We start from the raw sequence: 14,894 nt of genomic DNA, 5'->3' as shown, positions 1-14,894 counted from the left end.
AAGGCAGGATGCGGCGTGTCGTGGCCGCGCGCGATGCGCGGCGCCGGTTCAATGACGGTGATAGGACAGCGCGTCGAGATCGCGCCGGGCCGAAGCGCGCCCGGCGAGACCGAAACCGCGCGCGAGCGCACCGAGCGTATCGACGGCGGACGCCGCGATCGTGACGCCGACGGCCGCGAGATAACGCATGGCGCCGAGCCGCGGCAACTGCTGGCGATCGAGCGCGCGCAGGCTGTAGCCGAGCCGCATCGCCATCACGCAGAACGGGCCGAGCGGGCCGCTGCGTCCGAGCCACTGCCATCCTCTCGGCAGGTACGCGTTCACGAGATACGGCGTCAGCCCGACGCTGTCCTCGCCGCGCATCCAGCGCAGCTTCAGCGATTCGCGATGCGTGTCCGGCAGCCGATGTTCGGTATGCGCGGCCGGCGCGAATTCGACGGCCACACCGGCCGCCTGCATCCGCAGCCCCATCACCTGGCAGTGCGCACGATAGACGCCGTCGAGCGGCTCGTAGCGAAATTGCGCGAACACGTCGCGCCGGAACGCGACGTTGTTCGCGTAGAAGTTGCGCGTCGCGCCGGCGCGCAGCGGGCTCGGGAAATACATGAAATCGATCGACGTCAGCGCGATGCCGAGCACGTTCGGCGCATAGCTCGTGCGCCCCGCCACCGCGACGGGTGCATCGCCGGCTTCGCGTGCAAACGGCGCGAGCAGGTGCTCGAGCCAGTCGTCGGCCGGCCGGCAATCGGCATCGCCGAACACGACGATGTCGCAACGATCCGCGTCGACGCGATCGAACCCGTCGTTCTTCGCATCGTAGTAGCCGGTGCTCGCGCCGATCTCGACGAAGTCGATCGGGCGGCCGGCCAGCGCGACGATCTCCACGCACGCATCGGCCGGCAGCCCGTCGTGCGTGATGATCCATTGCGCGAGTGCCGCGGGCGGCACGGTCTGCTTCGACAGCGCCGAAACGAGGCGCTTCAGGCTATCGACGGCCTGCGCGAGGCCGGCACCGCCGCGCAGGTTGTTCGTTTCCAGCACGAGCGCGGCCTTCGCCGCCACGGCGTGAGCCGCCGTGCGCGTGCGCGGCGAGGTTTTCGTGGTGTCCGGCATCCTGAATGTCTCCATCGTCATGCGCGACGGCATGGATGAAACGAATGGGCGGCGAGCCCGCACGCATAGGCGGATGCGGGTCGCCCGCGACCGTCGTCGCAAAACGGGCGGCCCGGAAGGCGCCCGCTTCGCGTGTGGTCACTCCTGGACGGACGGCGCCGATTCGGCGTCGGTATAGCGCGGCTTCGCGTTCTGCAGGTCGCGCGTGTTCTTCTGCACGGCCACCGAGCCGAACAGCGCGAGCACGAACGACATCGCGTAGAAGCCTTTCTCGCTCAGTTGCAGCGTCGCATTGAAGAGGCCGACGATCAGCAGCGCGATCGACAGCAGCAGCGCGATCCAGCTGAGGCCGTAGTAGATGCCGGTGACGGGAATGCCTTCCGCGCGATCGCGCACGCTCTTCTGCAGCGAGATCGCCGCGTAGAGGCCGAACACCAGCACGGTGAAGTAGTAACCCTTCTCGTTGAGCTGCATGCCGGCGTTCCAGAGACCGATCAGGAATGCTGCGAAACCGGCGAGCAGCGCGGCCCACGACGCGGCCACGAACGCGAACGACGGTTGCTGGATGGTGGTCTGGTTCATTGCTTTGCCCTCTCTTTCTTCTTGTTCGAAATCGTTTTCGTTGAACTGCGTTTCGCGCATGGTAGCAGCTTTGGCACGCGGCAAGACGGCTTGCTTGCAGTCTTACGATTCGCGCTGCGCGCGTCGCCAGCGCCCCGGCGTCGTGCCGAGCACCGCGCGAAACGCCTTGCCGAACGCGGCTTCCGACTGGTAACCGACCGCCTGCCCGATCTCCGCCTGCCCGCGCTGCGTGTCCTGCAGCAGCGCGCACGCATGCATCATCCGGATCTGTGCGACGAACGCGCCGACGCTCATTCCGGCCCGCTCGCGGAAATGCCGGGCGTACGTCGCACGCGACATCGCGGATGTGTCGCCGAGCGACTCGACCGTCCACGGCTTCTCCGGCGCCTGCAGGACGGCCTGTACCGACGGGCCGAGCCGCGCATCGGCAGCGAGCGCGAGCCAGCCGGACGGCACGCGCGCGCCACGGCCGTACGCGCGCAACGCATACGCGAGCAGCGCCTGGCCGAGCGCGTTCACGATCGCGCCGGCGCCCGGCTGCCCATTCGACGCCTCGGTACGCAGCACACTCGTCAGCAGTTGCAGCGGTGCGAACCCCGATGCCTCGCGCAGCCCGACATGCAGCACGTGCGGCAGCGTGCGCATCAGCAGTTCGCCCGCGCCGCGCGCATAGACGAACCGTCCGCACAGCAGGTCCACGCTCGCGCCGCCCGGTTCGGCCGGATCGAGATTCGACTTGACCGGCAGCACCGCGCCGCCGCCGGCGCCCTGTTCGCGCAGCGCCGCAACCGGCCGCGACCGGCCCGCGCCGGCGTCGAGCAGCTCGTGCGCGCCGCCCGCGGGCAGCAGCACGAAATCGCCGTCGGCGAGCTGCAGCGTGCGCCCTTCCGCGGTACGCAGCCGGCACGTTCCGGCCAGCACCAGGTGAAACGCCGCCTCGCCCGGCGGCAGCGGGTCGTGCGGCATCGCGAACGGCCCGCCGAGCAGGCAGCGCACGTCGAGCTCGACATGGCTGCGGCCCAGCGACAGCAGTTGACTCAGGGCATCCATGAGACGATTGCGCTAAAAATTGACACTCTAGCGTATCGAAACCCTCAGCGCGAACGATCAGAATAAGCCTGCATCGCCCGAGATCGCGGCGCCCGCCGCCTTCCTCACCTCTTCTCGAAAAGGACGCATCATGCTGAACTGGAACGAATACCGGAAGGAACTCTCGACGCGCATCGGCGACATCGCCAAGCTGTCGCCGGACACGCTGGCCGGCTACAAGGCGCTATCCGGCGCCGGCGCGAAGACCGGCCATCTCGACGCAAAGACGCGCGAGCTGATCGCGCTCGCGGTGGCGGTCACGACACGCTGCGACGGTTGTATCGCCGTGCACACGGCCGAAGCGGCCAAGCATGGCGCGACGAAGGAGGAAGTGGCGGAAGCGCTCGGCGTCGCGATTGCGCTGAACGCGGGTGCGGCGCTCGTCTATTCGGCGCGCGTGATGGACGCGCTCGGCGACTGAACCCGACGGCCGCGGCGCTGCCGTCGCGTGGCGGCGCCCGGCTGCATGGTTTCATGGCTGCATGTCTGCCCGGTTGCGCACCGCGCACCCGGGCAACTGACGTATGACGATTGGCCAGCGTACCTGCCCGAATGGCTGGCCCGGCGCACGCGGGCGAGGATGCGCCGCGAAGTCGGCTACCATGCGCGAACGATCCATCGTGAAGGAGCGCTCCATGTGCCGCTGGCTCGCCTATACGGGTAATCCGATCCATCTGGAAACCGTGCTGTTCCGCGCGAAGCATTCGCTGATCGACCAGAGCCTGCATTCGGAGCTGGGGGCGACGACCACCAACGGCGACGGCTTCGGCATCGGCTGGTACGGGCGCCCCGACGAACTGCCGTTCCGCTACCGCTCCGTGCATCCCGCGTGGAACGACCGCAACCTGCGCGAAGCCGCACGCGCGATCCGCTCGCGGATGTTCATCGCGCATATCCGCGCGGCCACCGACACGCCGGTGCAGGAAACCAACTGCCACCCGTTCCGCCACGGCCGCTGGCTGTTCGCGCACAACGGGCTGATCCGCGACTTTCACAAGCTGCGCCGCGACCTGACGATGAAGGTCGATCCCGCGCTGTTCCCGACGCTCGAAGGCTCGACCGACTCCGAACTGATGTTCCGCCTCGCGCTGACCTACGGCCTCGAGCAGATGCCGCTGCCCGCGCTCGAGCGGATGGTCGGCATGGTCGAGGAAACGGCCGCACGGCACCGCGTGGACGAACCGCTCAACATGACGATCTGCGCAACCGACGGCGAGCGGATCATCGCGGTGCGTTACTCGAGCGAACGGCAGTCGCGTTCGCTGTTCCACAGCACGTCGTTCAAGCACCTCCATGAGCTGTATCCGCACAACCCGCGCATCGCCGAAGCCGGCGACGACGCATTCATGGTCGTGTCCGAGCCGCTCGTCGACCTGCGCGGCGCGTGGGAGGAAGTGCCGGAGAGCACGGCGATCGTCGCGCAGGGTGCTGATGTGCAGCAGCGGCCGTTCGCGCCGCGACACAAGTAGCGCGGCAGGCTGCCATACGCGCCGTCAGCCGCGACGACCAAACCGCATCCGAACCGAATCAAGTCCGGCGGGCAGCCGGCGCGAACGGTCGCGCGGCCGCGGCAGTGCGGTGAACCCGAGCCGTTCGTACAGCGCGCGGGCCCTCGCGTTGCGGGTCAGCACGTCGAGGACGACATCGCGGCTGCCGTCGGCCGGCAATGCCCCTGTGTCCAGCGCGTCACGGAACAACGCGCTGAAGATCCCCGTGCCGCGCTGTCGCTCGTCGGTTGCGCAATGCGCGACGAGAATCTGCGAACGCTTCGGCGCCGGAATTTCCGTTTCGAGAATCAGCCCGCGCAACAACTGCCCCATCGTGCGGCGCACGCCGAAAAAGCGCGCCAGCGCCCACACGACATGCACGTCGTCGAACATCGTCCGTTGCCCGTCGTGAATCGCCATCACGGCGAGCACGCTGCCGTCGTCAGCGACCGCGACGCGATGCCGGCGCCACGAGAAGCGCCCATGACGCGACCGGAATGCCTGCTGCAGGAAAGCGATGCACCGCGCATCGCTTTCGCCGAGAAAAAACCCGAATTCCGCCACACCGGACGCAAACACGAGCGGCCCGCACGACGCCGCGTCATTCGCCTCGGCCGCACGAAACCGCACGCGCTCGCCGGCACGCGGAGCCGCTTGCGCGAACGCGCCTCCCAGCGTCATCCGCTGCGCCCCGCGAGTCGCGACAACACGGCGACCGTCCGGCTGATCTGTTCCGGCTCGTGCGTCGAGCAGATGAAGAAGCGCAGGCGCGCAGCCTTTTCCTCGACGGCCGGATAGAAGATCGGCTGCACGTTGATCCCTTCGTCGAACATCGCATTGGCCCATTGCGCGGCCTTCAGCGAGCTCCCCGTGATCACCGGCACGACCGCGAACCCGGCACTCGTGCCCGTATTCAGCCCGGCGGCGCGCGCTTCGTTCAGGAATTGCCGCCCGCGCGCCTGCAGTCGCGCGACGCGCTCCGGCTCGGCCTGCAGGCGCTCGAGCGCGGCCAGCGACGCTTCGGCGAGCGTCGGCGCCAGCCCGACGCTGTACAGGAAACCCGGCGCCAGATGGCGCAGCATGTCGACGAGCGGCTGGCAGCCGGCGATGAAGCCGCCGCAGCCGGCCAGCGTCTTGCTCATCGTGCCCATCCACATGTCGACCTGGTCGGGCGCGACGCCGCAATGCTCGCGGATGCCCTTGCCGGTCGCGCCGAGCACGCCGAGCGAATGCGCCTCGTCGACCAGCAGGAATGCACCGTGGCGCGTTTTCACGTCGACGAAGCGCTGCAGGTCGGGGAAATCGCCGTCCATGCTGTACAGCCCTTCGATCGCGATCAGCACGTGCCGGTATTCGCGGCGTACGCGCGCAAGCAGTTCGTCGAGCGCCTGCCAGTCGTTGTGCGCGAAGCTCAGCCGCTTCGCGCCGCTCAGCTGCGCGCCCTGCACGATGCTGTTGTGCGCGAGCGCGTCGTGGACGATCAGGTCGCCCGGGCCGAACAGGGCGCCGATGACGGTCACGTTCGTCGCGTGGCCGCTCACGAACGCGACGCAGTCGTCGGTTTCGTAGAACGTGGCCAACGCGCGTTCGAGATCGCGCTGCACCGGGCGTTCGCCCGCGACCATCCGGCTCGCCGATGCCGACGTGCCGTACCGGTCGATCGCGGCTTTCGCGCGCGCGGACACGTCCGGATCGCCAGCCAGGCCGAGGTAGTTGTAGTTCGCGAAGTTCAGGTATTCGCGTCCGCCGATCTGCGTCGTCGCACCGGCGACGCCGTCGTGCACGCGGAAAAACGGCGAGTCGACGCGCAGCTTCTCGCCCATCTCGCGCATGATCCGGACCTGCTGATACTGCGGCATCGATTCGAAGCGGCTGCGCGCCGATGCGGTCTGCGCTGCCTGCGTGCCGGGCACGCCCGGTGCCGCGGCAGCATCCGTCGCGCGCTCCAGCTGCCGTTTCAGCGCTTTCGCCGCCAGTTGCTGGCGAAGATGCTCTCCCAGTGCCATTGCTTCCTTCGCTTAATCTCGAAAAAGACGCTATGTTACGCCGCGCGTCATGAAAAGACGTGGTGTCACGCGTCGGAAAACTCGGCCCACTGCCACGCGTCGGGCGCGGCCAGCAGCGCGTCGACCAGCCGGAAATTCATCTCGTGGCTTGGCCGCAGCGCGCTCACGCGCGCCAGCAGCGGCGCGCCGGCCAGCGCGAGATCGCCGACCAGGTCGAGCACGCGGTGCCGGACGAATTCATCCGGCAAGCGCATCCCGCCCAGCACGCGGCTGCCGACGATGGACGCGGTGCACGACGGCCGTGCGCCGCGCAGGATCGGCACGCCGCGCAGATAGCCGGCGACGATCGCCGGCACGGCCCATTTCACGCGCCCGTACGAGCGCGACGGCGCGATTTCGGTTTCGAATGCGGCCGGCGTCAGCGCACCGTCCCAATGCATGTCGCCGAAGCCGCGCAGGTCGTTGCGCACGCTCAGTTCGTAACGCGGCGCCGGCTCGACCCGCATTTCGCGCCGCTGGTCACCCTCGCCATCCCCGACGACGACGGGCCGCAGCACGCGGATGAAGCGTTTCGGCGCATCGAGCGCGACCCGGCCGCACGCGCGGATGGCATCCACCCACGGCGTGGCGCTGCCGTCGAGAATCGGCACTTCCTCGGCGTCGATCTCGACGATCGCGTGATCGATCTCGCATGCGAGCAGCGACGCGAGCAGATGCTCGATCGTGCGGACGCCGACGCCGTCGGCATTACGCAGCATCGTGCAGAGCGGCTGGGCGCGGCGCAGCGCGGGATCGACCGGCAGCGTCGCGAGCGTGCGCCCCTGCGCGACGCGACGGAACACGATTCCCGTCACGCCGTCTTCCGGCCGCGCGGGCAGGATCCGCACCCCCACCCGGCGCCCCGTGTGCAGCCCGTGGCCGTCGATCGCCAGCGGACCTGCCAGCGTGCCCTGGCGCGTCGCCCAGCCGGACGGCGCGCTCATCGCGCGACCTCCAGCGTCGGCGACACCTGGCCCGCAACGGGCGCCGCCCGCGTATCGAGCATCGCGCGCGCTTCGCCTTCGATCGCGTGTTTCGCGGCAAGCGCCGCGACGGCCTCCTGAGCGGCATCGGTCGCCGCCCCGGCGTCGGACGCATCGGCCGACGCGCCGATCGAATCGACGATGCGTCCGGCCAGCGTCGTCACCGACGCGCCCTCGGCAATCGCCATCACCGACAGCTTGACCTCGAACGCTTCCTCGACCGCCAGGCCGAGTTCCATCCCCATCAGCGAATCCATGCCCATGTCGAGCACCGACTTGTCGAGCGCGATGCGATCCGGCGTCATGTGCAGGATCCGCGCGATCTGCGCCTGCAGCGTCCGGGCAACAAGCGCGATCGCTTCGTCGCGCGGCAGGGCCAGCACTTCTTCCCGCAACTGCGTGCCGCCGTCGCGCGCATCGCCGCCCTTCGCATGCGATTGCAGCAGCGAATACCGGCGTGCCTTCGCGGCGGGCATCCCGCGCGCCACGGCATGCCAGTCGAGCCGGACCACGGCTTCGCCGGCCGCGCCCGCGACCAGCGCGCGCTCGAGCGCGGCCATCGCCTCGTCGGACGTGATCGATGCACCGCCGATTCGCGACTGCAACGCCTCGCGCGTATCCGCGTGGCGCGCGAGGAAGCCGACGTCCTCGAGCGGGCCCCACGCCATGAACGTGCCGGGCAACCCGGCCGCGCGGCGATGTTCGACGAGCGCCTCGAGGAAGGTGTTGGCCGCGACGTAGTTCGACTGCCCCGGATTGCCGAGATAGGTCGTCGCCGACGAATAGACGACGAACAGGTCGAGCGGCAGCGCGCGTGTCGCGCGGTGCAGGTTCCACGCGCCGGCCACCTTCGGTGCGAGCACCGCGGCCATCCGCGCATCGTCGAGATTGCGCACGAGGCCGTCGTCGATCGACATCGCGGAATGCAGCACGCCCTTGAGCGGGCTGCCGCGCCGCACGATCGCGGCAATCATCGCATCGACCGCCGCGGCATCGGTCACATCGCACGAGACGACATCGACCGTGACGCCGAGCGTCGCGCGCCAGCGCTCGACCTCCTCGCGGGCCGCACCGGCAAGCTCGCCGGAACGGCTCGCCAGCGTCAGCCGGCGAGCGCCGCGCTCGACCATCCAGCGCGCGCTCGCAAACCCGAGCCCGCCCGTGCCGCCGACCACCAGGTACGTGCCATGCGGATCGAGCGCGAGCGAGCCCGCGCGCGTGACACCGCGCGTCGGCGCCGGCGTGCCGGACGGATAGGTCACGAGTACCTTGCCGATCTGGCGCGCCTGCTGCATGTAGCGGAACGCATCCTCCGCCCGTTCGGCGGGGAACGCGCGATACGGCAGCGGATGCAGCACGCCTGCGGCGAACAGCGCCATCACTTCGCCGAACAGGCGTTCGGTCAGCTCCGGCAACGCACCCATCAACTGGTCGGCATCGATGCCGAAATAGCTGATGTTGTTGCGGAACGGCCGCAGCCCGATGTGGCTGTTTTCGTAGAAATCGCGCTTGCCGAGCTCGAGGAAACGACCGAACGGACGCAGCGTGTCGATGCTGCGCACCATCGCTTCGCCGGCGAGCGAATTCAGCACGATGTCGATGCCCTGCCCGCCCGTCAGCACGCGAATGTCGTCGGCGAACGCGAGGCTGCGCGAATCGAGCACGTGGTCGGCACCGAGCAGGCGCACGAACTCGCGCTTCTCGTCGCTGCCGGCCGTCGCGAACACTTCCGCGCCGAAGTGGCGCGCCAGCTGGATCGCGGCGATCCCGACGCCGCCCGCGCCGCCGTGCACGAGCACGCGCTCGCCGCGACGCAGCCGCGCGAGTTCGACGAGCGCGTAATACGCGGTGAAGAACGTGGTCGGTACGGTCGCGGCTTCCTCGAACGTCAGACGCTCGGGTTTCAGCGCGATCGCTTGCGCGCGCGTCCTGACGCGCGTCGCGAACGAGGCCGGCGCGAAGCCGAGAATCGCATCGCCCGGCGCGAATGCCGTCACGGCACTGCCCACGCGGACGACGCGGCCGGACAGCTCCATGCCGATCGTCGCGCCCGCGAAGCCGGTCTCGACCGCCTCATCGGACAAGAGCCCCATCGCATACATCACGTCGCGGAAATTGAGGCCGGTCGCAACCGGCTCGATCTCCACCTCGTCCGCGCCCAGTGCGCTTTCCGGCAACGCGAACCATTCGAGATTGCGCAACGAGCCCGGTGCATCGAACGCGAGCACGGCCGCACGCGCGATCGCGCCATCGCTGCGAGCCGCGGCCTGCGCGGCCGTCAGCATGCGCGGCACCAGACGCCCGTGTGCGCCCAGGACGACTTCTTCCTCGACCGCCGAGCCGGTCAGCTCGCGAATCAGCGCATCGGGAATCCCGTCCACCGCGCGATCGACGTCGATCAGGCGGCACGCGAGTTCGGGATGCTCGTTCGCCAGCACGCGACCGAGGCCCCACAGCGTCGCCTGTTCCGGATGCGCATTCGCGGCCCCGGCGAACGGCGCGCCGCCGCGCGTGACGACGGTCAGGCGCGTGGCCGCGTTCGGCTGCGCGCCGAGCGCACGGACGAGCGCCGCCAGCGCGATCGCGCCGTGACGCTGCGCAGCCATCAGGCCATCGCCCGTCGCCGATTCGGCCAGCGGCGTTTCCGGTGCGCAGAACACCACGTGCGCCGGCTGCCCGGCCGGCAACGACGCAATCGCGTCGGCCGCATGCGTGATGTCCACGATGTCGGCCGGATAACCCGCGCGCGCCAGCGCGTCGGCCAGTTGGCCGCCGAAACCGCCGGCGGCACCCGGCGCGTGCATCACGAGCCATTGTTCGTTGCGTGCGAGCGTACCGAGATCGCTCGAGTCGTCGGTGCGTCGTGCAGCAGCGGCGCTCGCGGGGTTGCGCGCGATGACGAACGTCGGCGTACCGTCCAGATCGAGCGATTGCTCGACGTGCCGCACAACGTCGACGTAACCCGCGCGTGCGAGCGCTGCCTCGATATCCGCCGGCGCCAGCGACGCGGGGGCAGCGGCTTCCGTCGACGTTGCCTGCGAGGCGAACACGATGTCGGAGAAGCGGCCGTGACGCGACTCGGCCAGCAGCAGCAGTCCGCCCGGCGCCAGCCACGACCGCATCGCATTCAGTGCATCGACCACATCATGACGATCGCTGAGTGCGCGGTTCGCGACGATCAGGTCGTAAGGCCCGGCGTCATCGGCCGACAGCGACAGCCGCTCGCCCGACTGCAGTGCCACCGTGCGCACCACCGCTTCCGCATCCGTGTCGAAACCGGCCAGCTGGCCGGCCGTCGCCGCGATCGTGTGGTCGCAGCGCGCGGCAGCGAGATGCATGCCGAGCGTCTGCAGCACGTCGCCGTCCGTCGCGCCGAGTTCGAGCACGCGCAGCCGGCGTGCCGGCTGCCATGCATCGACCGCCTGCTCGACGCTTGCGGTCAGCAACGCGTGCACGTGCTGCCACGTCGGCGACGCGGCAAGGAGCTGCTCGACCAGGCTGTGCCCAGTCGGCGACAGCAAGCGCGCGCCATCCTTCGCGCCGCCCAGCACGTCGGGCAACGCCGCGCCGCAATGCGCGAGCAGCGTCAGTTCGGCCACGTGCCCCGGCGATTCGGCCAGCAACCCGCGCCACAGCTCGTCGAGCGGCGGCAGCGCCGCGCACGCCGCGTCGTCGCGCACGAGCAGCGCGCCGTCGCGATGAGCGAGACCATCCTCGACCAGCATGTCGGCAAGACGCGCAGCCAGCGCCGCACGCCCCGCCGCCGGCTGCCACGTGCCGGCGAATGCGCCGAGCGCATCGAACGCGCGGAGCGCGTAGAGGCTCGCCAGCACGTCGAGCAGCGGCAGGATTTCGGTCAGATGCTGCGCCCGGCGGACGTCGTTACCGGTTGCGTCCAGCCGCGCGACGGCCTGCGCAAGCAGCGCATCGGGGGCCGGCAAACCGGCTGCATCGACGTCGCCCGGCAGCGGCATGTCTTCAAGGCGATAGACGAAGCGTGCAGGCAGGTTCTGCCGACGGCCGACGAGATCGACGCGCCGGAACCGGCAAGCGCCGAGCCGCGCGACGATCGCACCCCGCGCGTCGAGGAATTCGAAATGCGCGACGATCGAATGCGGGCTGTGCCGGTCGATTTGCACGCGCACCCGCTCGATCGTGTCGCCGCGCAGATAGTCGACCCGGCCGATCTGCACCGGCACGTACGCCGGATGCTCGCCTTCGCGGGCGTGCGCCGCCAGCAAGGCGAACAGCGGATGAAACCCGCTGTCCATCAGCGCCGGATGCAGCAGATACGCGGACAAAGCCTGCGCGTCGCCGCATGCGGCCGGCGCGGCGACGTCCGCCAGCGCCGCGCCGTCACTCGCGGCAACCCGCACGGTGCGAACCCAGCGGAACGCCGGCCCGTAGCCGAGGCCGATGGCCGCGGTGTTTGCGTACAGCGTGTCGCCGTCGGCCGCGGGCAGCGCGAGCAGACGATCGAGCGCGGCGGACGGCACGACGCTCGTATCGCCGAGCGCGTTGCCGCTTTCCAGCATCCGCCCCGTCACGTTCAGCGTCCACGCGCTGTCGGACATCCGGTCGCGCGTCTCGATCGTGAAGGTCGCGGTGCGCGGCTCGATCACGAGCCGGAACAGTTTCGCCTGCTGCGGCTGGAAAACGACCGGCGTGCGGATCTCGACGTTTTCGAGTGCCGCATCCGGTGTATCGAAGAAAGTCCGTGCCGCGGCGAGGGCCATTTCCACGTAACCCGCGCCCGGGAACGCCACGCCGCCGTCGACGACGTGATCGGCCAGCATCGGCAGCTTCGCCGGATCGAGCTGGTTTTCCCACGCGAATGCGTGCTCATGCAGGCGATAACCGAGCAGCGGATGCTCGCGGCGGCGATTGACGAGGCCGTACCCTTCGACGGTCGGCGTCAGCCAGAAGCGGTCGCGCTGCCACGGATAGGACGGCAACGCAGCACGCGATTCGCCCGGCGCAAAGCGGTCGGGATCGACGCTCGCGCCGTGCGCGATCGTCGCGAGAATCGCCTGTCGCAGCGTCGCCGCGCTGCCGTGACCGCGCTTGAGCGTCGGCAGCGCCGTGCCGGTTGCGCCGGCGGCCGTGAGCGCCTGCTTCACGTACGTACGCAGGATCGAATGCGGCGAAACCTCGACGAACAGTCGCACGCCCTGCTCGATCAGATGCGCGATGCCGTCACCGAAGCGCACCGGCTCACGGATATTGCGCCACCAGTAGCGCGCATCGAGCTCGGTACCGGCAAGCGCGCCGCCGGTCACGGTCGACACGAACGTGCCGTTGCCCAACTGCGGCCGCAGGCTCGCCAGTTCGGCCAGCACGACCGGCTCGATGCGATCCATGTGGCTGCTGTGGAATGCGTAGTCGAGATCCAGCATCTGGAAGAACTTGCCGCTGCCGCGCAGCGCCGCCTCCAGTGCCTGCAGACCCTGCAGCTCGCCCGCGAGCGTCACCGCATCGGGGCTGTTGATGCCGGCGATCTCGACACGGCGCGCAAGCCCGTGGCGCGCGATCAGCTCGCGCGCCGCTGCATCGCCGATGCCGATGGCTGCCATCCGGCCGCTGCCGCGCGTCATCGCCTGCGCGCGGCTGCGGATCTTGATCACGCGCACCGCATCGGCGAGCGACAGCGCGCCCGTCACCCACGCCGCCGCAATCTCGCCGACGCTATGGCCGATCGCCGCGTCGTAACGCATCCCGCTCGCATCGATCACGCGGATCATGCCGACCTGGATCGCGAACAGCAGCGGCTGCGCGTTCTCCGTCGCGGCGAGCCATTCGGCGCCCGCGCCGGCCAGCCATTCCGCGCTCGGACCACCGCGCATCACGTCGACCAGCGACGGGCTGCCGTCGGCGCACCACAGCGCGTCGACTTCGTCGAGCGCCGCGCGGAAGACGGCGTTCTCGGCATAAAGCTCGTTGCCCATCCCGACCCACTGGCAGCCGTTGCCCGAGAAGACGAGCGCGGTGCGTGGCGTGTCGGCCGGGGCCTGGCCGGTCGCCACGCAGGCGGGCAACCCTTCCGGTGCCGGCTGGGCCAGCGCCGCGAGTGCCGCACGGCCTTCGGCCGCGTCGGCCGGCGCGACGATCGCGCGATGCTCGAGCCATTGACGACGACGTGCGGCCGCGGCGGCAAGCGCCTGCCAGTCGCCGCCGTTGTCGAGCATCGACAGATAGCGGCCCGCGAGTGCGCCGAGCGCATTCGCGCTGCGCGCGGTCAGGACGAGCGGAGACAACTGCGCGTGAGTCGGCTCGGGCGCGGCCGCCGACGCCTCGTTTGCAGCCGGCGCCTCGGTCAGCACGACGTGTGCGTTCGTCCCGCCGAAGCCGAACGAGTTGACGCCGACCGTCAGCGGCGCGTCGCCTGCGTCGAGCGGCATGAAGCGATCGACGACACGCAAACGTCCACCGTCGAAATCGATGCCCGGATTGGGCGTGACGAAATGCAGCGAGCGCGGTACCGCGCGATGCTTCAGGCACAGCACGGCCTTCAGCAGCCCGGCCATGCCGGATGCCGTTTCGAGGTGGCCGATGTTGGTCTTCACCGAACCGATGAGCAGCGGACGATCGGCCGGGCGCTCGCCCGACACGACGTCGATCAGCGCACGCGCCTCGATCGGATCGCCGACCGCCGTGCCGGTGCCGTGTGCCTCGAGATACGCCAGGGACTGCGGATCGATACCCGCGCGCGCGTAGACGCTGCGCAGCAGCGATGCTTGCGCGGCCGCGCCCGGCACGCTGATACCGCCCGGCGAGTGGCCGACCGAGTTCACGCCGGAGCCGGCGATCACCGCATGGATCGTGTCGCCGTCGGCGAGCGCGCGATCGAGCGGCTTGAGCAGCACGAACGCGCCGCCTTCCGAGCGGACATAACCGTCGCCGGTCGCATCGAACGCGCGGCAACGGCCGCGCGGCGACAACATCGACGCCTTGGAGAAGCTGACGAAACCGAACGGGTGCAGCAGCAGGTTGACGCCGCCCGCGAGCGCCACGTCGGCTTCGCCGGACTGCAGCGCCTTGACGGCCTGGTGGAGCGCGACGAGCGACGACGAGCAGGCCGTATCGACGGACATGCTCGGGCCGCGCAGGTCGAACAGGTAGGACACGCGGTTCGACGCGATACTCAGGGTGTTGCCGGTCGCCGAATACGGATCGATCACGTTCAGATCGTCCATGTTGCGGTTGCCGTAATCCATGCTGGCGGCGCCGACGAAGACGCCGCAGTTGCTGCCGCGCATGTCGGCCGGGCGCACGCCGGCGTCCTCGAACGCTTCCCATGCGAGTTCGAGCAGCAGGCGCTGCTGGGGGTCCATCTGGGCCGCTTCGCGCGGGGAAATGCCGAAGAATGCGGCATCGAAGCCGGCGACGTTGTCGACGACGCCGGCCGAGAACGTGTAGCTCTTGCCCGGTTCGCGCTTGGACGGGTGCTGGTAGAAATCGGTGCCGAAGCGATCGGCGGGGATTTCGGTCACTGCGTCGCGTTCGTCGCGCAGCAGTTGCCAGAAGCCGCCAAGATCGTTAGCGCCCCCGGGAAACCGACAAGCCACCCCAATTATTGCAATCTTACTGTTCATCTT

At 69.6% G+C, this 14,894-nt stretch carries 9 protein-coding genes; 2 read left to right on the top strand and 7 right to left on the bottom strand.

Annotated elements, in window-relative coordinates; translation table 11 throughout:
- Positions 1-48: 48 nt before the first annotated feature.
- The 3 genes from AB3K92_RS26070 to AB3K92_RS26060 all read right to left on the bottom strand — a co-directional run bounded on the left by AB3K92_RS26070 (position 49) and on the right by AB3K92_RS26060 (position 2,745).
- The gene (locus AB3K92_RS26070) at positions 49-1,113 is read right to left on the bottom strand and encodes a glycosyltransferase family 2 protein (RefSeq protein WP_369466098.1); all 1,065 of its coding nucleotides are present in this window, start codon (positions 1,111-1,113) and stop codon (positions 49-51) included.
- A 138-nt stretch (positions 1,114-1,251) separates the two neighbouring features.
- On the bottom strand, positions 1,252-1,695 hold the full coding sequence (gene yiaA, locus AB3K92_RS26065) for an inner membrane protein YiaA (RefSeq protein ID WP_027788274.1): 444 nt from the start codon (positions 1,693-1,695) through the stop codon (positions 1,252-1,254).
- Between the two features lie 102 nt (positions 1,696-1,797).
- The gene (locus AB3K92_RS26060) at positions 1,798-2,745 is read right to left on the bottom strand and encodes an AraC family transcriptional regulator (RefSeq protein WP_257249218.1); all 948 of its coding nucleotides are present in this window, start codon (positions 2,743-2,745) and stop codon (positions 1,798-1,800) included.
- 130 nt (positions 2,746-2,875) lie between these two features.
- On the opposite strand from AB3K92_RS26060, the gene AB3K92_RS26055 reads away from it, so the two are divergent.
- Both AB3K92_RS26055 and AB3K92_RS26050 read left to right on the top strand, forming a co-directional pair.
- Positions 2,876-3,205: a carboxymuconolactone decarboxylase family protein gene (locus AB3K92_RS26055; RefSeq protein WP_006484989.1), complete on the top strand. Its 330-nt coding sequence runs from the start codon at positions 2,876-2,878 to the stop codon at positions 3,203-3,205.
- A gap of 214 nt (positions 3,206-3,419) precedes the next feature.
- On the top strand, positions 3,420-4,253 hold the full coding sequence (locus AB3K92_RS26050; RefSeq protein WP_175850418.1) for a class II glutamine amidotransferase: 834 nt from the start codon (positions 3,420-3,422) through the stop codon (positions 4,251-4,253).
- Positions 4,254-4,277: 24 nt separating this feature from the next.
- On the opposite strand, the gene AB3K92_RS26045 is transcribed toward AB3K92_RS26050, so the two are convergent.
- From AB3K92_RS26045 to AB3K92_RS26030, 4 genes are all read right to left on the bottom strand, one after another.
- Complete coding sequence (locus AB3K92_RS26045; protein ID WP_369466097.1) at positions 4,278-4,952, bottom strand: GNAT family N-acetyltransferase; 675 nt, start codon at positions 4,950-4,952, stop codon at positions 4,278-4,280.
- Entirely contained in the window at positions 4,949-6,277 is a 1,329-nt protein-coding gene (locus AB3K92_RS26040) for an aminotransferase class I/II-fold pyridoxal phosphate-dependent enzyme (protein ID WP_027788280.1), read from the bottom strand. The genes AB3K92_RS26045 and AB3K92_RS26040 overlap by 4 nt, the downstream gene beginning before the upstream one ends.
- A 65-nt stretch (positions 6,278-6,342) precedes the next feature.
- Positions 6,343-7,260, bottom strand: a complete 918-nt coding sequence (locus AB3K92_RS26035; protein ID WP_021157189.1) for a UDP-3-O-acyl N-acetylglycosamine deacetylase — start codon at positions 7,258-7,260, stop codon at positions 6,343-6,345.
- Entirely contained in the window at positions 7,257-14,891 is a 7,635-nt protein-coding gene (locus AB3K92_RS26030) for a type I polyketide synthase (protein ID WP_369466096.1), read from the bottom strand. Before AB3K92_RS26030 ends, AB3K92_RS26035 begins: the two co-directional genes overlap by 4 nt.
- Between the last annotated feature and the right edge of the window lie 3 nt (positions 14,892-14,894).

This window comes from Burkholderia sp. Bmkn7 (genome assembly GCF_041103175.1).
Lineage (GTDB): Bacteria > Pseudomonadota > Gammaproteobacteria > Burkholderiales > Burkholderiaceae > Burkholderia > Burkholderia cepacia.
Note: the sequence above shows the minus strand (reverse complement) of the source record. Positions and strands in the feature narration are given on the sequence as shown.

Coding starts and splice junctions, on each gene's coding strand:
- AB3K92_RS26055 (WP_006484989.1), top strand. CDS start 2,876: ATGCTGAACTGGAACGAATACCGGAAGGAACTCTCGACGCGCATCGGC.
- AB3K92_RS26030 (WP_369466096.1), bottom strand. CDS start 14,891: ATGAACAGTAAGATTGCAATAATTGGGGTGGCTTGTCGGTTTCCCGGG.
- AB3K92_RS26050 (WP_175850418.1), top strand. CDS start 3,420: ATGTGCCGCTGGCTCGCCTATACGGGTAATCCGATCCATCTGGAAACC.
- AB3K92_RS26070 (WP_369466098.1), bottom strand. CDS start 1,113: ATGCCGGACACCACGAAAACCTCGCCGCGCACGCGCACGGCGGCTCAC.
- AB3K92_RS26035 (WP_021157189.1), bottom strand. CDS start 7,260: ATGAGCGCGCCGTCCGGCTGGGCGACGCGCCAGGGCACGCTGGCAGGT.
- AB3K92_RS26040 (WP_027788280.1), bottom strand. CDS start 6,277: ATGGCACTGGGAGAGCATCTTCGCCAGCAACTGGCGGCGAAAGCGCTG.
- yiaA (WP_027788274.1), bottom strand. CDS start 1,695: ATGAACCAGACCACCATCCAGCAACCGTCGTTCGCGTTCGTGGCCGCG.
- AB3K92_RS26060 (WP_257249218.1), bottom strand. CDS start 2,745: ATGGATGCCCTGAGTCAACTGCTGTCGCTGGGCCGCAGCCATGTCGAG.
- AB3K92_RS26045 (WP_369466097.1), bottom strand. CDS start 4,952: ATGACGCTGGGAGGCGCGTTCGCGCAAGCGGCTCCGCGTGCCGGCGAG.